24 protein-coding genes and 1 tRNA gene are annotated in these 16,882 nt (G+C 59.4%); 20 read left to right on the top strand and 5 right to left on the bottom strand.

The annotated features are described in order from the left end of the window. Window positions 1-317: 317 nt before the first annotated feature. Window positions 318-566 (bottom strand): helix-turn-helix domain-containing protein, encoded by a 249-nt coding sequence (locus RR42_RS06750; RefSeq protein ID WP_082054818.1) that lies wholly within the window; start codon window positions 564-566, stop codon window positions 318-320. A gap of 371 nt (window positions 567-937) precedes the next feature. Further along, window positions 938-1,243, bottom strand: coding sequence for a hypothetical protein (locus tag RR42_RS06740; protein WP_144409750.1), 306 nt, complete (start codon window positions 1,241-1,243; stop codon window positions 938-940). Between the two features lie 207 nt (window positions 1,244-1,450). On the opposite strand from RR42_RS06740, the gene RR42_RS41675 reads away from it, so the two are divergent. The 20 genes from RR42_RS41675 to RR42_RS06645 all read left to right on the top strand — a co-directional run bounded on the left by RR42_RS41675 (window position 1,451) and on the right by RR42_RS06645 (window position 15,657). Continuing rightward, on the top strand, window positions 1,451-1,936 hold the full coding sequence (locus tag RR42_RS41675) for a helix-turn-helix domain-containing protein (RefSeq protein ID WP_144409749.1): 486 nt from the start codon (window positions 1,451-1,453) through the stop codon (window positions 1,934-1,936). 362 nt (window positions 1,937-2,298) lie between these two features. Next, complete coding sequence (locus tag RR42_RS06735; protein ID WP_043345058.1) at window positions 2,299-2,478, top strand: hypothetical protein; 180 nt, start codon at window positions 2,299-2,301, stop codon at window positions 2,476-2,478. Next, window positions 2,475-3,311: a RecB family exonuclease gene (locus RR42_RS06730; RefSeq protein ID WP_043345057.1), complete on the top strand. Its 837-nt coding sequence runs from the start codon at window positions 2,475-2,477 to the stop codon at window positions 3,309-3,311. The genes RR42_RS06735 and RR42_RS06730 overlap by 4 nt, the downstream gene beginning before the upstream one ends. 29 nt (window positions 3,312-3,340) lie before the next feature. After that, a complete protein-coding gene (locus RR42_RS37600; RefSeq protein ID WP_052494480.1) occupies window positions 3,341-4,510 on the top strand; it encodes a hypothetical protein in 1,170 nt (389 codons plus the stop codon). A gap of 41 nt (window positions 4,511-4,551) precedes the next feature. Then, window positions 4,552-4,773 (top strand): hypothetical protein, encoded by a 222-nt coding sequence (locus RR42_RS06720; protein WP_144409748.1) that lies wholly within the window; start codon window positions 4,552-4,554, stop codon window positions 4,771-4,773. Beyond that, on the top strand, window positions 4,770-5,942 hold the full coding sequence (locus tag RR42_RS38305; protein WP_043345055.1) for a phage Gp37/Gp68 family protein: 1,173 nt from the start codon (window positions 4,770-4,772) through the stop codon (window positions 5,940-5,942). Before RR42_RS06720 ends, RR42_RS38305 begins: the two co-directional genes overlap by 4 nt. Then, the gene (locus RR42_RS06710) at window positions 5,939-6,172 is read left to right on the top strand and encodes a hypothetical protein (RefSeq protein WP_043345054.1); all 234 of its coding nucleotides are present in this window, start codon (window positions 5,939-5,941) and stop codon (window positions 6,170-6,172) included. Before RR42_RS38305 ends, RR42_RS06710 begins: the two co-directional genes overlap by 4 nt. Window positions 6,173-6,511: 339 nt before the next feature. Continuing rightward, entirely contained in the window at window positions 6,512-8,266 is a 1,755-nt protein-coding gene (locus RR42_RS37595; RefSeq protein WP_052494479.1) for an ATP-binding protein, read from the top strand. Further along, window positions 8,263-9,369 (top strand): UvrB/UvrC motif-containing protein, encoded by a 1,107-nt coding sequence (locus RR42_RS06695; protein WP_052494478.1) that lies wholly within the window; start codon window positions 8,263-8,265, stop codon window positions 9,367-9,369. The genes RR42_RS37595 and RR42_RS06695 overlap by 4 nt, the downstream gene beginning before the upstream one ends. Further along, a complete protein-coding gene (locus tag RR42_RS06690; RefSeq protein WP_043345052.1) occupies window positions 9,366-9,821 on the top strand; it encodes a hypothetical protein in 456 nt (151 codons plus the stop codon). Before RR42_RS06695 ends, RR42_RS06690 begins: the two co-directional genes overlap by 4 nt. Beyond that, window positions 9,818-10,015: a hypothetical protein gene (locus RR42_RS06685; protein WP_043345051.1), complete on the top strand. Its 198-nt coding sequence runs from the start codon at window positions 9,818-9,820 to the stop codon at window positions 10,013-10,015. Before RR42_RS06690 ends, RR42_RS06685 begins: the two co-directional genes overlap by 4 nt. Window positions 10,016-10,078: 63 nt before the next feature. Continuing rightward, the gene (locus tag RR42_RS06680) at window positions 10,079-10,732 is read left to right on the top strand and encodes a DUF1566 domain-containing protein (RefSeq protein ID WP_082054817.1); all 654 of its coding nucleotides are present in this window, start codon (window positions 10,079-10,081) and stop codon (window positions 10,730-10,732) included. Window positions 10,733-10,792: 60 nt separating this feature from the next. After that, complete coding sequence (locus RR42_RS06675) at window positions 10,793-11,404, top strand: DUF1566 domain-containing protein (protein WP_043345050.1); 612 nt, start codon at window positions 10,793-10,795, stop codon at window positions 11,402-11,404. Window positions 11,405-11,421: 17 nt separating this feature from the next. Then, window positions 11,422-11,775, top strand: coding sequence for a four helix bundle protein (locus RR42_RS06670; RefSeq protein ID WP_043345048.1), 354 nt, complete (start codon window positions 11,422-11,424; stop codon window positions 11,773-11,775). Between the two features lie 220 nt (window positions 11,776-11,995). Next, window positions 11,996-13,171, top strand: coding sequence for an RNA-directed DNA polymerase (locus RR42_RS06665; RefSeq protein ID WP_043351499.1), 1,176 nt, complete (start codon window positions 11,996-11,998; stop codon window positions 13,169-13,171). A 47-nt stretch (window positions 13,172-13,218) separates the two neighbouring features. Next, window positions 13,219-13,401, top strand: coding sequence for a hypothetical protein (locus RR42_RS06660; RefSeq protein ID WP_043345046.1), 183 nt, complete (start codon window positions 13,219-13,221; stop codon window positions 13,399-13,401). Window positions 13,402-13,536: 135 nt separating this feature from the next. Beyond that, complete coding sequence (locus RR42_RS06655; RefSeq protein WP_043345043.1) at window positions 13,537-13,734, top strand: hypothetical protein; 198 nt, start codon at window positions 13,537-13,539, stop codon at window positions 13,732-13,734. Next, window positions 13,722-14,294, top strand: a complete 573-nt coding sequence (locus RR42_RS06650; protein ID WP_043345042.1) for a hypothetical protein — start codon at window positions 13,722-13,724, stop codon at window positions 14,292-14,294. The genes RR42_RS06655 and RR42_RS06650 overlap by 13 nt, the downstream gene beginning before the upstream one ends. Before the next feature lie 2 nt (window positions 14,295-14,296). Continuing rightward, on the top strand, window positions 14,297-14,560 hold the full coding sequence (locus tag RR42_RS41670; RefSeq protein WP_082054816.1) for a DUF4224 domain-containing protein: 264 nt from the start codon (window positions 14,297-14,299) through the stop codon (window positions 14,558-14,560). After that, a complete protein-coding gene (locus RR42_RS06645; RefSeq protein ID WP_043345041.1) occupies window positions 14,560-15,657 on the top strand; it encodes a tyrosine-type recombinase/integrase in 1,098 nt (365 codons plus the stop codon). Before RR42_RS41670 ends, RR42_RS06645 begins: the two co-directional genes overlap by 1 nt. 106 nt (window positions 15,658-15,763) lie before the next feature. Here RR42_RS06645 and RR42_RS06640 read toward each other — a convergent pair. The 3 genes from RR42_RS06640 to RR42_RS06630 form a co-directional block, all read right to left on the bottom strand. Next, window positions 15,764-15,840 (bottom strand) — tRNA-Pro (locus tag RR42_RS06640). Between the two features lie 56 nt (window positions 15,841-15,896). After that, a complete protein-coding gene (locus RR42_RS06635; RefSeq protein WP_043345039.1) occupies window positions 15,897-16,328 on the bottom strand; it encodes a MerR family transcriptional regulator in 432 nt (143 codons plus the stop codon). A 124-nt stretch (window positions 16,329-16,452) separates the two neighbouring features. Continuing rightward, window positions 16,453-16,869: an integration host factor subunit alpha gene (locus RR42_RS06630; RefSeq protein ID WP_043345037.1), complete on the bottom strand. Its 417-nt coding sequence runs from the start codon at window positions 16,867-16,869 to the stop codon at window positions 16,453-16,455. Window positions 16,870-16,882 lie beyond the last annotated feature (13 nt).

Raw genomic sequence — 16,882 nt, 5'->3', positions numbered from 1 at the left:
GGCCAGCGCATAGCCAGCAAGACAATGGCATGGGAGAAAGAGTTCGCTGATGGGGGAAGGTCCGCCAACCAGGTCGGTTGCCGGCCAATTCGTAATCCACGTGGGAGTCTCCGCGCCTAGGGAGAGGGGCGTGCAAGCCCCGCCGTAACTCAGGGTGCGTCCGTTGCCGGTTTCGCCGCCCCTCCATAGGCACACTACGGATCAGCGGATCCCGGTACCTTGCGAGCACCGGGGCTTTGGAAGAGCGGTTGTCGCGCTCACATACGGCGCTTTTTAGTCGTATGTGGCTACTCAAGACCGCAGAAAAGCCATTCGATTTAGCCGGCGCTCGCGCGAACCGGGCGGCCGAGGGTGTAGACCATCTCACGGGTACGCCAGCCGTCGTGGACGACTTCTTGAAAGCGCTTCTGGATATTGATGCCCTGCTGCTTGAGCTCGCTGATGCGAGCATTCGGCGTGGCGATCTTGTACTCGTCACGCAAGTGCTGGAGGGTGACACCGCGCTTGCCCGCGCGGCGCAGATGGCTGAGGATCACGTCACGTTGCCTTTTTCCGTTCATTTCCATCTCCGTTGTCGCGCCGGTAGGCGCTTTCGATCTCGCCAGATACCCAGGTAACAGTCCGTACTTGGCTCCTCAGTTCGTCAACCGCATCGAGGACGCCATGTCGAGCTCCGTGAAAAGCAAATCGGAAGCAGTCGACAAGAAAGAAGCAGTACACCGCCAGATAGGCTAAACAATAGGCGACCCACCTGTAGAGCCAGAACCGGGAAAGGTAGGCGCGCATTACGCGTGCCTCCGACAGACCACCTTGGCAGCGTCGAACTGGCCAACAGAGCGGCTGCGCTTGCACAAGGCGCAATACCTGGTGGGCCAACCATAGACCGTCTTCTGTTCAGCGGTTCTCTGACGAAAGAGGTTAGTTGCTACGTCGGTGTTCATGGGGCATCGCAAACGGCCTGTCCCGCGTTGCCAAGACGCTTTGCCGCCTCTTGCGCGAGAAAATCCGCCATATTTGATCCGCTCTTGTGCACCTTTCGCTTTGCCGAGCGTTCTGCAGCTACGAGGACGTCGTAGATCCTCTGCACCGTGCTGGCGAGAGGCTGCTTGGTGCGGCCCTGCAGGACTTTGTTGAGCGTGTGACGCGGGACCCCACTCTTCGCGGAAAGTTCTTCGCGCTTCCGGTGGTAGTAGACGTCATGCTTGCGCATCACAAAGTCCAGCATGGGTTCTGGAGTCTGCATCTTCGAATTCCCTTTTGTATACGTTGCGCGCACCATAGAATGACATATAGCCACACGCCACTAAGGCCACCACGCCTAAGTTTAGTCCTATATGGCTATCCATGCAAGATTGGTTGAAAAGTTTCGTGAGCAATTTAGAGCACACGGAACGCGGCTATAATGCGCCTTGTGTGGCTATACCTAAAATTTAAAAATTCTTAGATCACCATGGACAAACATCAACCAATCCGTATGGTTTTGGCGACGACGCTGGCCCGATGGATGGCACAGCGGCCAGATCTAGACACTCAGATGAAGGTCGCGGATGCTTCGGGCCTTGGGCAGACGACGATCGGCCGAGTCTTGAATGGAAAGGTCTCAGCCACCATCGACATTCTCGAAGCTCTAGGTCTCGCCTTTGGTCGAGATCCAGGCGAACTTATACGACAGGACTCTGCCGGCATAAACTATGAGATGGATCGCTACGCGCGGCTACCTGACTATGAGAAGGCTCGAGTCGAGGCCTTTATAAAGCATGTAATCAACGAGCAAGAGTTTAGAAGTAGCCCCACTCCTCATGAGCCGTCAGAGTTGATTACTAAGGTAGAACCCTCGGTAACTAAGCAAATCACGCGAGGGAAGACATCTCAAAGTCATGCCACAGAACCCTCTGGTCAGCCAGCTACGAAGAGGGTCAGACGAACTCGCAAGTGAAGTTTCAGTCTTCATTGTGTCGGCGGGTTCCACTCGCGATCCAATTAGGTAGTTGCTTACCAATAGCTTTCACCCCAGCTCCTGGGTGATTGAGGCTGTGCCATGAGAACTCATGGCACCAGGCGAAGAGTCTTGGGAATCCCCCTCCCTACCTTAGCCAAGATGCACCCTCCGTTAGGAGGATAAGCCTAAAAAGAAGCCGCGCCGGTCGCGGCTTCTTTGTTACTTCGTATTTTTCACACCCCTCTAAGCGTACTTCCCGCCCCACCCTAGCTAGCCACATACGCATAATAAAGTTCTTGCCAAGATAGCCTTATGTGGCTATTCTAAGCTCATATCGTCTAGGCAAAGGAGCGAATGTGATGCGCAGGATCGTCAAACGCTGGTGGCTCAAGCTCGCCGCCTCGTGGCTCGAATCGGAGTTGCGAGGCAACGAGCGTGAGCACCGGACCCTTATCCATGAGCGGGAGGACCTCCATGCGCGCGCACGCCGCGTGCAGACGGATCTCGCCATGCTGTCTGCTACTGGAGCGACACAATGAGCGAAATCACGAATGCGGTCCGCGACATCCTCGGCACTGTCCGCGCATCCAGCTGGAAGAGTTTCTTCGGCTGCGAGTTGTCCTGGTACTACTCGAATGTCATGGGACTTCGGATCCCATCAACAGGCGTTGCGGCAACCGGTACCGCGATCCACGCTGGAACGGCCGTCTTTGATGCAGCCCGTTTGCGTGGCGAGGAACCAAGCGTCGAAGAGGCGGTGGCCGTCGCCATGGCGTCCCTTCATAACCCGGAGGAAGAGGTTGCCTGGGATGACGTGAAGGACTTCAAGGACGCTGAGGCCATCGTCATCAAGCTCACGACGAAGTACTGCAACGAATTCGCACCGACCAGGCACTACGTCGCGATCGAGACTCGCTGCGCGGCGTTGGACATCCGGACCGACTACGGGGTAGTGCGTACCACGGGGACGATCGACCGGGTCCGCGAGCTACCGGATCTGCGGCGTGGCGTCACGGACCTGAAGTCCGGTAAGCAGGCCACCGAGAAGAACGACGACGGCACCAGGCGCGCGGCCATCGGCGCGCACCACCTGCAGGTCGGCATCTACACGCTGATGGCAGAAGTCGCTCTCAACGAGCAGTTGGAGGCCCCAGCCGAGATCGTGGGCCTGAGCACGACCAAAGAAGCCCCCATTGCGGCAGCAGACATCCCTGACGTCAAGACCGCCCTCCTCGGAAAGGAAGGGTATGTCGGAATGATTGAAATGGCGGCCAAGACATTGAAGGACGGGCTCTTCCGACCAAACCCCGGCGCTTTCACCTGCACCAAGACGTGGTGTGCTGGTTACCCGCGCTGCCCCTACCACGCATAACCACCATACCAAAAAACTGAGGAACCACCATGGGCAATCAAGCCGACGTCAACCAACTTCGCGAGAGTTCCCTCGCTCTTCCCGCAAACCAGGATGTACGGTTGGACCTGTTCACTGGCCGAGGTTTCGCGTTGGCGCAGCGGATCGCCAATGCATACCAGACCTCCAACGCTGTGCCGGCTCAGTTTCGCCAGTTCATCGAAAAGAAGGTCAATGGGAAGGTCACTGAGATCGAGAACCCTTCGGCATTCGGCAATTGCCTGGTGGCAATCGAGACGGCCCAGACCGTCGGCATGTCGATCACTGCGGTAATGCAGAACGCCGACATCATCGAGGGCAAGCTTCGTTGGAGTGGCAAGTTCAAGATTGCTGCTATCAACGCGTCCGGGCTGTTCACGCGTCTTCGCTTTCGCATCACGAACCGGGGGCGTATCTCGGCCAAGTACCTTGAGAAGACTGGCTGGAACGACGAGCTTCGCCGTTATGACATGGCTGAGCGCGAGGTCACAGTGGACGATATCGAATGCGTGGCCTGGGCTTACCGCATCGAGGATGGCAAGAAGACTGACGAGCTGGTCGAGTCTGTCCCCGTCAGTATGAAGATGGCCGTCGAAGAAGGCTGGTACGCCAAGCCTGGCAGCAAATGGCAGACCAGTCTGCGTGACCTGATGTTGATCTATCGTTCCGGCTCCTTTTTCGGCGACACCCATGCTCCTGACATCGTCATGGGCATGGGCAAGACCACGGAGGAGCATGAAGACATCATTGATGTGGTGAAGCAGCCGGACGGCAAGTATGCGGCCGAATTCGACGCCACCCGCTCTACCTCAGCGCCAAGCGCCGCCCCACAGTCCGAAAAGAACGCGGGTGCTACGACGGTTGAGCCCAATCCCGTCGCTAGGACCACTGCGACCGCTACCGAGAGCGAGCTGGAAACCACCACCGTCGGCTCCGCTACAGCCTCTTCGGAGCCGGCCGGCTCAAAAAAGGATGCGCCGGACATGTTGGCCATCGCCATGGACGCTGTCAAATCTGGCGACTTCGACACCGCCAACGACATCGCTCGCAGCCTCCCACTCGAACAGAAGGTCCAGATCGAGGACGCAATCGCAGCGAAGCGCCAACCGAACGCGAGCGCACAGCAAGACTCTGCCCAGCCTCGCCGGCAAAGGCAGCAGCGTTCCTTTGACATGCAGTGACTAAGAGTCGCCCGCCGTCCAAGCGGGCCAAGGGGAGCGTCATGCGAATCGAGGACCTTTTGCGCTGGCCGGAGCTATGCGACCGCCTATTGACCGAACTGGATCGGATCGCCCGGGAGGAGTACCCGGGCGAGGCCGGCCTTCCGGTTCACAACGAAGGCGGCATGGCCCGTATGCGCGAAGCCATCTACCGATGGATTGCCAGCGATATTCCAGCGAACATGCCCGGGGACCCCGGCGACGATGCACAGGATCAAGGATGAGCGAAAGCACAAAGATTGAGTGGACCGACGCCACGTTCAACCCGTGGATCGGCTGCACCAAGGTGTCGCCCGCGTGCGACCACTGCTATGCCGAGGTATCTACCCCGGCCCGGACGCTGCGCGTGGCCTGGGGCGCTAAGGAAAATCGCCACCGTACTTCCCCGGACAACTGGAAGCTACCACGACGCTGGAACGCGCAGCACGCCGAGTTCTTCGCCGCGAACGGCCGCCGTCGTCGGGTCTTCTGCGCCAGCCTGGCGGACGTGTTCGACAACGCTGTGGATCCGGCCTGGCGCGCGGACCTGTTCAAACTGATCGAGGCCACGCCCAATCTGGATTGGCTTCTGCTGACCAAGCGGATCGGCAACGTCGCTGCAATGGTCCCCGAGGCTACCGACCTGATCGACTACGGCGAAGGCTGGCAATCCATTTGGGGGCAAGGCGAGTGGCCGGTGAACGTCTGGCTCGGCGCGACGATCTGCAACCAGGAGGAAGCCGACCGCGACATCCCCAAGCTGCTGGCGGTGCCTGCGTGCGTGCGATTCCTGTCGATGGAACCACTACTTGGCCCCGTCGATATTTCTAAGTGGCTTGACCCATGGACATGCTCGGACTGCGGCCACCACGGCAGCGAGAACGATAGCGGCCCATGCGCGTGCGCAGACTGTGGCGTCGAAGCCAAGTACGACCGGTCAATCGGTAGCGCGCGTTGCCCCCAGTGCGGGAAGGATGACGGAACATCCGATGACGTGAGCGATACCTGCCCCAAATGCGAAAGCGTCCGAGGCTGGAGCCGCGATTACGGCTTCAAGTTCGATAGCGAACGGAAGTTGCTCGACTGGGTAATCGTCGGCGGCGAGAGCGGCACCAGCGCACGGCCGATGCATCCGGACTGGGCCCGCAGCCTTCGCGACCAGTGCGCGGCTGCTGACACGCCGTTCCTGTTTAAGCAATGGGGTGAGTGGGCACCGCCCACGAAACGAGAAGACTTGCGCTTCCTCGGCGATCTGATGCACGCCGGCAGAGCTATCCACGTCTACGGCGATGGCCGCGAGCCAGACGGGCATTTCCGCCAGGGCGACGACCATATGCTGCGCATCGGCAAGAAGGCCGCCGGCCGCCTGCTCGATGGTATCGCGCACGATGAATACCCAAGGGATCAATCATGACTACCACTCAGACTCTGGCGGAGATTCTGCCAACGGTGTCAGGCAATGAGGCGATTGTCGCAGCGTTCCATCACCTGGCAAGCAACATGTCCTACTTCAACGCCGCTGAGGGCGAATGCCGCCACAAGGAAGCCAACGCCCGGTCCTCAACCCGGGCCTCGTTGATGGAAGTTGAGGCCGAGATCAAGTCGCGCGGAATCCAAGTGGACCGGGGTAGGTATCTCCTATGAACACCCTGAGTGTAGTCGTCGGAGAGGAACTGTTTCAGTTCGAATCCTTCATGGCCTGGGTCAGTAGGGCCAAGCGTCGGTTCACTGACCACCGAGTTCGATCGGAGGACGTGCTTTGCGTGGACGCCCAGGGACGCATCTGCACGAAGGGCGCTGAATTCATGCGAGCCAACTCCGAGAAGACCTTTCCCATACGCGTGTACCGGAAGCTAGTGTAGCCCCCCGGTTATTACAAGAGCGAAAGTGTTTGCATCAATAGCCGTATACGGCTATTGTTATGCACACACGAATTGCAATAGGCTTCGCTGGCTGCACGGCGAGCCAACCCAAGGAACTACCATGGAACTGTCTCGCATCTCTATCGAAGGCATCCTGGGCGTGAGATCTGCCCACTTGAGCCTGTCTGCCCCCATTCTCCTGCTGACTGGGGAAAACGGAGCCGGCAAGAGCAGCATCATTGAGGCCGTCAAGCAAGCCATGACGGGTGTGGTCACGCGCACCATGATCAAAAACAAGGGACAGCTGGCCGGCCTGCTCCACGACGACTTCAAGGCTGGGAGCGCATTCCTCGAGTGGGATGGTGGGCGCGCGTCTGTAATCTTGCCGAAGGGCACGCAGTCTTTCGAGTTCCCAGGCCTCTCCATGGCGCAGGCCTCTGTGATGCAAGCTGCCCTGCCCTACACGCTCGACCCCGACCTTTTCGCGCGTAGCACCCCGGACCAGCGACGTGAATTCCTGTACGCCATGATGCGGGTCGAGACGACGCCCAAGGCCGTGGCCCAGATGCTTGCCGATCGCGGATGCGATGCTGACAAGATCAAGACCGTTGCGCCGCTGACTGCATCCAGCTTCGAAACTGCACTTGGTGAAGCTGAGACAAAGTCACGGGAAAGTAAAGCCGCGTGGCGCGCCGTAGCGGGAGAGGCCTATGGTGGCGTCAAGGCGGAGGGCTGGGAGGCAGCCAAGCCTTCCGCCGATCCTGCAGCACTACAAGCGGCCCAATCCAAGGTTGAGTCGCTGACGACGGAACATGGCAATGCCTCGCGTCGCGCCGGTGAGCTCGATGGTCAGTCGAAATCCGCCGCCGAACAAGCCGTCCAACTCGCTGGTCTACGCGAGCGTGCCGCCCGGAAGCCTCGCATTGCGGAGAAGCTCAAGATCGATGAAGCCGAGCTCGCCAAGTGGACGGCAACGGTTGAAGAAACGCGGGCTAAGGCCTCCGGGGCCCGGGCCGGAAATCCGGTGCCGTGTCCGCATTGTGCCGCGCTTGTGGAGATCAAAGGCGCGGTGCTGCATCCCTATGAGCCGCCGGAGACCCTGGCCGACCCGGACGCGGCCGCCAAGCTGCCGGAGTATGAACGGTCCCTCAAATTGCTTGAAACGGCTGTCGCAAACGACAAGCGTGATCTTGCGGACGCCGAAGCTGCAGCTGGCGCTATCAGCGCGCTGGAAGCCTCGCCTGTGACTAAGCCGACGTCCGCCGAAGTCGACGCAGCGCACCGCGAGGTCACCCGCATCATCGAAGAGGGCAAGAAGGCGCGCGCTGAACTCCAGACGCAGGAAGAGGCCCAGCGCCAAGCTGCTGCTGCCGACAAGAAGACCAAGGACGCTACGCAGCACCACGCTGACGTGAAGGCCTGGGGAAAACTCATCGAGGCACTCTCCCCGGACGGAATCCCGGCCCAACTGATGCAAAGCGCGCTGGATCCGCTGAACGAACGACTTCAGGTAGCCGCCGATCTGTCGTCCTGGCCACTGGTGCAAATCGAACCGGATATGGCAATCACAGTCGGAGGCCGCGAGCACTTGTGGCGCTCGGAGTCCGAAAAATGGCGAGCCAATGCCATGCTGGCGGAAGCCATCGCCTTCCTGTCCGGCTTGCGGTTCATGGTGCTTGATCGGTTCGACGTGCTAAATGCAACTGGCCGGAACGACCTGATCTGCTGGCTCGATACCCTGGTGCAGGATGGCGAGATCGGTACTGTCATCATCGCTGGAACATTGAAGGCGAAGCCCAGCGGCCTGCCATCGACCATCCAGGCGGAGTGGATCGAACAAGGCGTTGTAGGTCAGCCGATCGCGGAGGCAGCATGACCATGACCAAGGGCCGCATTGAGCGCAGCGGCATGCTGTCCTTTGGAGATGCCAGCCTGGCCGTTTGGGAAGAAGGCCTCAGCGCGGCGCGCAATGCCGGCGGCTACAAGGCCGAGAAAGCGTGGGAGCGGAATTTCAAGCGCGACGTGTTCGCCCGCATTGTTCAGCAACTCAACAGGCTTGGCTGGGGCTGCACTGTTCAGCCGATTGATCCGCGTGACGTGAAGCATTACGGCGGCACGGTCGCCCGGTGGGCTGTGGAGCGGCGGCGTACCTGCCGCAAGGGCGACCTACAAGGTGAGCTGTCTGTGTCGGGGCGCAGCATCAAGTTCGAGATGTGGCAGGACGCGCAGAACGTCGAGAACCCGAACGGCGGCAAGTACGACTTCGGCAAGGAACGCCGCATGACGTACCTGCAGCGCCTTGAGATGAATCGCACTCGCAACTGCATCCGCGACTATCTGTGCAATGTCTTCACCAGGTATGAGTTCCAGCCGGAGAAGGAACCGAAGCGAGGACCGGGCGGCGTTACTGCACTTGAATGGATCGACAACCACTACAAGCAATCGTGGCACTACGATCCGGCGCTCCGCCGGCCGGGAGGCGATGACCACTGTGGCAACAATCGGTCCGCCGATGGTGACATCGTGACGCACGGCGCGCGCGTTTGGTTTGCAGACTACCACGGACGCATCTTGACCGGGACCGCCTATTACAACATCAACAACATGTGGTGGGTCGTGACCGGCAAGTACGACCTGAACAACGAGGCCAGCTTCGAGCTATACACACGCCAGCCCGAAAACCTGCGAGTCAAGCGCAATGCCGACCGCCGCCGCAAACGCCTCGAGCGCGAGCTGCAGAAGGCCGTCGAAGCGATGAACTTCGAGCGCGCCGGCGTGCTACGCGATGTCCTGTTCCCGGGAGCCCCCGCACTGTTCGTCGTATGGCACGAGGAACACCGACTGTTCCATTCGCCCGGGTTCTGCGGCTACACCGCCGATAAGTCCAAGGCCGGCAAGTTCACGGCCGATGAGGTGAAGGGCTGGGACTGCGCGCCGAACAAGGTAATGCCAGCGGCATTGGCAAAGGAGGCAGCATGAGCATCCTCGGTTGGTACTACCTGCATACCAATGGCAGCCTGATCTATAAGCCGTCCCCCGACGCTGCTGCGGACATCCGTGAGAGTCCCTTCGCAGTAGCACTCTGGCCATGCGATCCGACTGACCGGGCCGGCGCATGGCAGATCCTGGTTGAAGCCAAGGCCGCCGGCGCAAATGCCGAGCGCGTGGCCGAGTTGGCCACCAAGTGGGGCGGCACGGACGAGGACGCGCAGATCTACGCGGGCCGCGTCGGAGCCGTGCTCTCTCGCGATGGGAACCAATGGTGTGCCAAGCGCAAGGACTTCATCAATATCCAGGAATCCGCATCAGGATTCGGGGACACGGCCCTCGACGCTTTGGCTGCGCTTTGCAAAGACTTGGGGTACAAGCCAGCCAAGCTGTGGGGCAAGAGTTTCCCCAAGTTGCTTGAAATATCGGCAGTGCCAGCATGAGAGCGACCTTCCAAATCGATAACCCTGGCGACGTCGAGATGGTGCTGACCGTCAAGATGAAACTGTCCGACTGGGTCGCACTCCAGAAGCAACTGCCAAGTGAGTACCCCTCGTGGAAGCTAACCGCTGCCATCTCAGAGATGACCATGCACGCGAAACAGGTCTTTACCCCATCCAAAGCCGTCGACACGTGAAGAATTCGACTCACCCTTAGCCCATCCCCCAATTGATGCGCAGTACCTCTCGAAAGGAAAGCAATGAACGCGATCACAACAATTGAAGCAAGCGCCGTACAGACCACCATCAGCCAGGTTGAAGCCGACTCCCTCCGAGCCGGCGATGCAGCAGGCGGCGGATTCTACGCCGGGCAGATCCGACAAGCCGATGGAGTCTATGCGCTCATCGTCGCCCCCAAAGGTACTGGCGAGCACGCCGAAAGCGTCTGGAACAGTGATCGTAGCCGCGTCGATGGCGCGCTCAGCTACTTTGACGGCGCGGCCAATACCGCTGCCATGGCGGAGGCCGGAAGCGATCTCGCGAAATGGGCGCTTGGCTTGCAGGTCAACGGGAATCACGACTGGTACCTCCCGGCGCGTGACGAGTTGGAGCTCATCTATCGCAACCTCAAGCCCACCGCCGGAAACTATGCCGGCTTCCGTGACGGTGAGAACCCCAGCAGCGCTCCGGCTGGATATGCCTATACGGAGGAGCTCCCCACACAGACCCGTGTTCTGCTCTTCCAGGAAGATGGCAGTGAGGTACTGGAAGCCGAGCCCTATTGGTCCTCGACGCAGTCCGCTAGCAACTCCTACGACGCGTGGGTTCAGGGCTTCAATGCTGGCTTTCAGAGCCTCAACCTCAAGAGTAGCGAGTTTCGCGCCCGGGCCGTCCGCAGATTAAAAATTCAGTAATTCAGTCATTCTTGGCCGCGCCAGCGGCCTTCCTTTACCTATTCAGTGGAGCGAACACCAATGACGCACGTTGCAGAGAACGTGACCTTCCAGGTCGGCGAAGCACAAGTGACCCTTCCCGCGAAGTCGGTCATGAGGGCATGGCTGGACAGCCTTGTAACAGGAGCGGAACCTGCCGCCAAGCAAAGCACCAGTACTCCCCGCATCGGCGAGATATGGGCCGGCCAGGGAGGCGTGTATGCCGGGGTAATGCGCGGCGAGAACGGGCAGACAGACTATCACCTGATCGTGCCGACGCACCCCGACGCATCGGTAGAAGAGATCGCATGGGGCAGTGCTGACCATGACGAGACCGGCGCAAAGAGCGAGTTCGACGGTTGGGCAAACACCGAGGCACTGTCCTGCTCCCGCCATGCCCACCCGGCAGCGCAGTGGGCACGGAGCCTGTCAATCGATGGCCACTCCGACTTTTATCTGCCGGCACGTCGCGAGTTGAGTCTCATGTACGCCAATGTTCCCGAACTCTTCGAGAAGGCATGGCACTGGTCCTCGACGCAGTCCGCTAGCAACTCCGGCTTCGCGTGGAATCAGACCTTCGGTGATGGCGGTCAGACCATCACCCGCAAGAGTAGCGAGTATCGCGCCCGGGCCGTCCGCAGATTAGTCCCTTGATTATTTAGTCATTCAGCATGGCCATCCATACCAGCCTTCCGATCTACAAGGTGGCATACGACCTGCTCGACGCCGTCACGGACCTCGCCAAGAATATGCCTCGTGACTACAAGGCGTCGATTGGCGGAGTCATCCGCGACGAGTGCGTGAAGATCACCGTCCTGATATTTCGGGCGAACACGGCCCGAGAGAAATCTCCGCATCTACTGGACCTGATCGAACGCCTTCAGGTGACTGAGCTTCTGCTGCGCTTATCGGTAGACAAGCGGCTCATCTCTAGGCAGCAGTATGCCAAGACCGTAGTGCTTACCAACAGTATCGGGAAGCAAGCCAATGGATGGCGGAGAGCCGCATCGTCGCCTGTTGCATGACCGTCAAGGCGGTCATGCCCGTGCGATTTTTAATCTGGTCGTGCCGCTGGCTCACAAGGCCACCGCCATGCGCATCACAGATACCGCTGGGAGTCACCAGGGCTGGTCTGGCGCAGTTTCCCCACTGATCGGCCCAGGCCTTCGGCGAGGCGACGTAGATAGCACGAATAGACGCAGTCCGCTAGCAACTCCAACAACGCGTGGAATCAGAACTTCAATGATGGCAATCAGAACAACAACCACAAGAGTAGCGAGTTTCGCGCCCGGGCCGTCCGCAGATCATGCCGATGCGGTTCCTGCTGGTTTTTCCTTCGAGGACTTGGTGGTGGCCTACTTCGATTGTCGGAAGAACAAGCGAAACACCCACAATGCCCTCGCCTTCGAGCAGAACCTAGAGCGGAACCTATGCCGGCTTGCCGACGAGCTCGCCGATGGAAGCTATCGACCCGGCAGATCGATCTGCTTCGTGGTCACACGCCCGAAGCCGCGCGAGGTATGGGCTGCCGACTTCCGCGATCGTGTGGTGCACCACCTACTCTACAACCACATTTCTCCGCGCTTCTATGCCTCGTTCATCGCAGATAGCTGCGCATGCATTCCTGGCCGTGGCACTCTGTACGCCGCGCGCCGCCTCGAGTCCAAGGTGCGCAGTGTCACGAAGAATTGGGCGCGGCCGGCCTGGTACCTGAAATGCGACCTGGCGAACTTCTTCGTCAGCATCGACAAGCGCGTGCTACGCGCGCAACTCGCCGCACGTATCACCGAGCCCTGGTGGATGTGGCTGACCGAATTGGTGTTGATGCATGATCCGCGCCCGGATGTCCAAATGCAAGCGCCGGCCGAACTGCTGGCGCTGGTACCGCCGTATAAGAGTCTATTGAACCAGCCAGCGCATCGAGGCCTACCGATCGGCAACCTGAGCAGCCAGTTCTTTGCGAACGTGTACCTTGACTCGCTTGACCAGCATGCGAAGCACCAGGTGCGCGCCCGCCACTACGTCCGCTACGTGGACGACTTCGTGCTCCTGCATGAGTCGCCCCAGTGGCTGAACGCAGCGCATGACGACATCGAAGCCTTCTTGCCTCGCGAACTGGGCGCTCGGCTGAATCCTTCCAAAACCATCCTACAGCCTGTCGAGCGAGGCATCGACTTTGTCGGTCAAGTCATTAGCCCATGGGTACGCACCACTCGGCCCCGAACAGTCAATGAAGGGGCGCGTCGACTGCGGCAAATGGATGCCGCTGACTTACATGCGGCCGCCAACAGCTACTTCGGACTCCTTCGCCAAGCGACGGGCAGCCATACGGATCGGGCTCGCTTCGCAAACATTGTCCGCAAGCGCGGGCATTCAGTGAACCGCCAACTAACCAAGGCATATCGCTCCCATACAACCTGAATGAAACCGACCTTTCAACATAGCTTCGACAAAGGGGATGACCAGGAATGACGAACTCCCAGATCCTGATGGCCATCGCGCCAAAGATTGAGGAACTTGCCGCCGAGGATCAAGCGGTGGTGCGACCGTTGCTCGAGTACATGATTGCCGGCCAGGTTCGACCGCTCTCTGACGATGAGCGCATCACCATTGTGCGCGTGCATGAAGAACTCTCGGCGGAGGCCAGCTAGATCCGCCTCCCGCGACCACGACGCGGCGCGCCAGAATCCCCGCCGCCGAGCGGGGAACTTTTACGAGGATCAAACTTGCTTGTTTAGCCTTATATGGCTATTATTAGCCTCATACAATCACATGCGATATGAGGCATGAGCTACGGCTGCCACAACAACGACAACCGCCAGGCAGGCTATTTCGCCCAGGACGGATGGATCTACGCCGAATCAACGGACGTCACCACGCGAATGGCACGGATGGTCTTCGTTCTGGACGTCATGTCGACGGGCTGTCAATACAGCCAAAGCACCAAGGACCAGCGCTGCGAGGGATGTAAATGGAAGCCGTGATCAAGATCGTCAGAAGGAAATGGACCGAGCCCGAATTGGACGTCATCCGGGACATCTGGCGGTCAGGGATCCCGGTAAAGGCTTGTATGCATCTGCTCCCCGGTCGCACCTGTGGGGCGGTCAAGGAAAAGGCCCGCGAGCTCGAACTGCCGAAGAAGTCGCGCAAGTATTCGCCGACGTGGGAAGTGCTCAAGCATCTGATGAAGGATGGCAAACCTCTCACAGCACTCCAAGCCAGCAAGCTGACAGGAATTTGTGCCGAGCAGATCCGAAGCCTAGTCAGCGAGCATGTTAACGATGGTTCGGCGCATATCGTGGACTGGGTCCGTGCCACGCGGCGAGGACATCTGCAGGCGTACTTCCTACCGATTCCAGGTGAGAGCAAGCCTAAACCGCAAAAGCTGACCCCTCGTGAAATGCAGCAACGGTATCGGGACAAGTTCGACCCCGAGGATTGGCACGCGAGGCAGCGGAAGTACGTCAATCGACGTTACTTGAAGCGCGGGAAGCTCATCCGCCGCGAGCCACTGCTGGCCGCCTTTTTCGGTTCTGCGGGGTAACCATGGTCGCCGTACTAGAATCCCCTCCCCTCGAACTCACCCCCCAGGAACTGGTGAAGATGACTGGCTTCAAGCGTGCCGGAAAGCAGATGGATGTTCTGCAAGCCCTCGGCATCCCCTCGCGAAAGCGACCCGACAATACCCTACTGGTACTGCGCATGCACTGCCAATACCCCTGCGCCCCACCGCCGGCACTGGCAGCAGCACCGTCATCCGGCATGGGATCTGCACCACCCAGGCTGCACAAGATTCAGAGGAAGCGCTAGTGGGCCGAGCACGAAAGGGCCACAAGGGGTTGCCGAAGCGCGTTATCGTCAACCACGGAGCCTACTACTTCACCGCGCCCGCCCCCATGCGCAATCCTTGGACCGGCAAGACACAGCGCCTCATCCAGCTGTGCCGGGTGGACGATGGCGAGGGCAAGATGTTCAGCCGACTGAGCGAGTTGTTCACGGACAAGCGCCTGGTCGATGGGTCGATGCCTTACCTCTGTACGGAATGGAAGGCGCGGAAGCTCAAGCGGTACACCGACAGCGTGCAATCTGACTATGGGCGGATGGCAGACACCATCAGTGAGAGCTTCCGGGATTTCTTCGTGGCCAATGTGACGACCAAGGCATGCGCCGATTTCCTCAGAGACAACTTCTCCGACAAGGCGAACTCGGCCCAGAAGTACGCTAACGTCCTCCGAAAGATGTTCAAGATGGCGATTAGTGAACTTGGCCTCAGGGAAGACAACCCCTGCGATAACCTGGACCTTTCCGACTACCAGACTAAGCGCCGAGAGGTCCTACCCACTCATGACGCCATCAAGCGGATTCGGGCGGCCGCCCTCGTCGGCGAGGACAAGTTACCGACCGAGTCCGGCCCGATGTTCCAGTGCATCATCGACATGGCCTACCTGGTCTGGCAACGGGGCACAGACGTCAGAAATCTGACCGAGAGCCAAATCTCAGACGGCGTCATCCGCTTCAAACCATCCAAGACCGCCGGCAGCAGCGGCAAGGTGGTCCATGTCGTTATCACGACCCACATTCAGGTGGTTATCGACCGAGCCAAGGCGATCAAGAAAAAATATGGAGTGAAGACGGACTATCTCTTTCCCAGTCAGGCCGGAACGCCCTACTCTAAAACGGGCCTGCATTCCATGTGGCGACGCGCCAAATCTCGGGCGAAGGTAACGGATCAAATAGTCTTCAAGGACTTGCGAGCCTTGGGCGCAACCGACGCTGCCAGGGATGGAAATGACGCTGCCGATATCCAGAAACGGCTAGCCCATACGACCGCAAAGACGACCGCGATCTACATCAAGGAGGCGTTCCCTGAACGCTCTGAGATGGACGTTAGCCTACCTTGGGATTGAGAAATATTATGCGCGCATAATATTTGGCTACTTCTGGAGGTGCTGGAACTAGCCGGATCAGAAAAGAAAAAACCCGCTAGACGTTGATCTAGCGGGTTCTTAATACTGGTCGGGGCGAGAGGATTTGAACCTCCGACCACCTGCACCCCATGCAGGTACGCTACCAGGCTGCGCTACGCCCCGAAAGAAAAAGATTATATCAGAAGCTTTTTAAAAATGGCTAGTCATTAGCGCACTTTTTATTCGTGCTTCGCGATCTGTTGAAGCTGCGCGAGCAGGTGCTGCACTTCCACCAGTTCGTTGCGCAGGTTGTTGAGGTCGAGCGAGAAAACCGGCGCTTCACCGGCGGCTTGCGCAGCCAACGCTTGCACGTCTTCGGCGGCGGCCTGGCTGTGCTGCCGCCCTTCGTCAAGGCGATTGCGGGCGCCATTGATCGTGAAGCCCTGTTCGTACAGCAGGTCGCGGATACGCCGGATCAGCAGGACCTCATGATGCTGGTAGTAACGCCGGTTACCACGTCGCTTGACGGGCTTGAGTTGCGTGAACTCCTGCTCCCAGTAGCGCAGCACATGCGGCTTGACGGCGCAAAGCTCGCTGACTTCTCCAATGGTGAAGTAGCGTTTGGCGGGAATCGGCGGCAACAAGATGCGTTCGCTGGATCGTTCCGACATACGGTGAATGGGCGGGCTTCAGGCCGTGCCGGGAGAGGTTGTGGTGCTCGCGCGGGCTAGCGCGCAAACAAGCGTGATACACGGATTCAGCAGGATAACGAGTCGTCGTGCTGCTGGCAAACGATCAGCCGGGCACCGCCACCAGGCCTGCACGCTCTTCCACCAGGCCCTTGAGCTTCTGGCTGGCATGGAACGTCACCACGCGTCGCGCCGTGATGGGAATGATCTCGCCCGTCTTGGGATTGCGGCCGGGACGTTGCGGCTTGTCGCGCAACTGGAAATTGCCGAAGCCGGAGAGCTTGACGCTGTCGCCCTGTTCCAGCGCTTCGCGAATCACGTCGAAGAATGCTTCGACCATGTCCTTGGACTCACGCTTGTTGAGGCCGACCTGGTCGAACAGCATTTCAGCGAGCTCGGCCTTGGTAAGGGTCGGCACTTCGGCAACGCGGGCGTCGGAAGTATCGTCGTCGAGCGAGGCTGCCTGGCGGTCGCCTGCTTCACCCATTGCAGAGGCCATGAGATACGCGTGTCGATCGTTCATTGTCATTCGGTGT

Origin of the sequence: Cupriavidus basilensis, from assembly GCF_000832305.1 — a bacterium.
GTDB lineage: Bacteria > Pseudomonadota > Gammaproteobacteria > Burkholderiales > Burkholderiaceae > Cupriavidus > Cupriavidus basilensis_F.
Note: the sequence above shows the minus strand (reverse complement) of the source record. Positions and strands in the feature narration are given on the sequence as shown.

Bases quoted from the DNA above. Each gene is read 5' to 3' on its own strand.
- RR42_RS06655 (WP_043345043.1), top strand. From the start codon at position 13,537: ATGAGCTACGGCTGCCACAACAACGACAACCGCCAGGCAGGCTATTTC.
- RR42_RS06750 (WP_082054818.1), bottom strand. From the start codon at position 566: ATGGAAATGAACGGAAAAAGGCAACGTGACGTGATCCTCAGCCATCTG.
- RR42_RS06685 (WP_043345051.1), top strand. From the start codon at position 9,818: ATGAGAGCGACCTTCCAAATCGATAACCCTGGCGACGTCGAGATGGTG.
- RR42_RS06670 (WP_043345048.1), top strand. From the start codon at position 11,422: ATGGCCATCCATACCAGCCTTCCGATCTACAAGGTGGCATACGACCTG.
- RR42_RS06665 (WP_043351499.1), top strand. From the start codon at position 11,996: ATGGCAATCAGAACAACAACCACAAGAGTAGCGAGTTTCGCGCCCGGG.
- RR42_RS06650 (WP_043345042.1), top strand. From the start codon at position 13,722: ATGGAAGCCGTGATCAAGATCGTCAGAAGGAAATGGACCGAGCCCGAA.
- RR42_RS06660 (WP_043345046.1), top strand. From the start codon at position 13,219: ATGACGAACTCCCAGATCCTGATGGCCATCGCGCCAAAGATTGAGGAA.
- RR42_RS06675 (WP_043345050.1), top strand. From the start codon at position 10,793: ATGACGCACGTTGCAGAGAACGTGACCTTCCAGGTCGGCGAAGCACAA.
- RR42_RS06630 (WP_043345037.1), bottom strand. From the start codon at position 16,869: ATGAACGATCGACACGCGTATCTCATGGCCTCTGCAATGGGTGAAGCA.
- RR42_RS41670 (WP_082054816.1), top strand. From the start codon at position 14,297: ATGGTCGCCGTACTAGAATCCCCTCCCCTCGAACTCACCCCCCAGGAA.
- RR42_RS37600 (WP_052494480.1), top strand. From the start codon at position 3,341: ATGGGCAATCAAGCCGACGTCAACCAACTTCGCGAGAGTTCCCTCGCT.
- RR42_RS06690 (WP_043345052.1), top strand. From the start codon at position 9,366: ATGAGCATCCTCGGTTGGTACTACCTGCATACCAATGGCAGCCTGATC.
- RR42_RS06695 (WP_052494478.1), top strand. From the start codon at position 8,263: ATGACCATGACCAAGGGCCGCATTGAGCGCAGCGGCATGCTGTCCTTT.
- RR42_RS06635 (WP_043345039.1), bottom strand. From the start codon at position 16,328: ATGTCGGAACGATCCAGCGAACGCATCTTGTTGCCGCCGATTCCCGCC.
- RR42_RS41675 (WP_144409749.1), top strand. From the start codon at position 1,451: ATGGACAAACATCAACCAATCCGTATGGTTTTGGCGACGACGCTGGCC.
- RR42_RS06740 (WP_144409750.1), bottom strand. From the start codon at position 1,243: ATGCAGACTCCAGAACCCATGCTGGACTTTGTGATGCGCAAGCATGAC.
- RR42_RS06720 (WP_144409748.1), top strand. From the start codon at position 4,552: ATGCGAATCGAGGACCTTTTGCGCTGGCCGGAGCTATGCGACCGCCTA.
- RR42_RS37595 (WP_052494479.1), top strand. From the start codon at position 6,512: ATGGAACTGTCTCGCATCTCTATCGAAGGCATCCTGGGCGTGAGATCT.
- RR42_RS06710 (WP_043345054.1), top strand. From the start codon at position 5,939: ATGACTACCACTCAGACTCTGGCGGAGATTCTGCCAACGGTGTCAGGC.
- RR42_RS06730 (WP_043345057.1), top strand. From the start codon at position 2,475: ATGAGCGAAATCACGAATGCGGTCCGCGACATCCTCGGCACTGTCCGC.
- RR42_RS38305 (WP_043345055.1), top strand. From the start codon at position 4,770: ATGAGCGAAAGCACAAAGATTGAGTGGACCGACGCCACGTTCAACCCG.
- RR42_RS06735 (WP_043345058.1), top strand. From the start codon at position 2,299: ATGCGCAGGATCGTCAAACGCTGGTGGCTCAAGCTCGCCGCCTCGTGG.
- RR42_RS06680 (WP_082054817.1), top strand. From the start codon at position 10,079: ATGAACGCGATCACAACAATTGAAGCAAGCGCCGTACAGACCACCATC.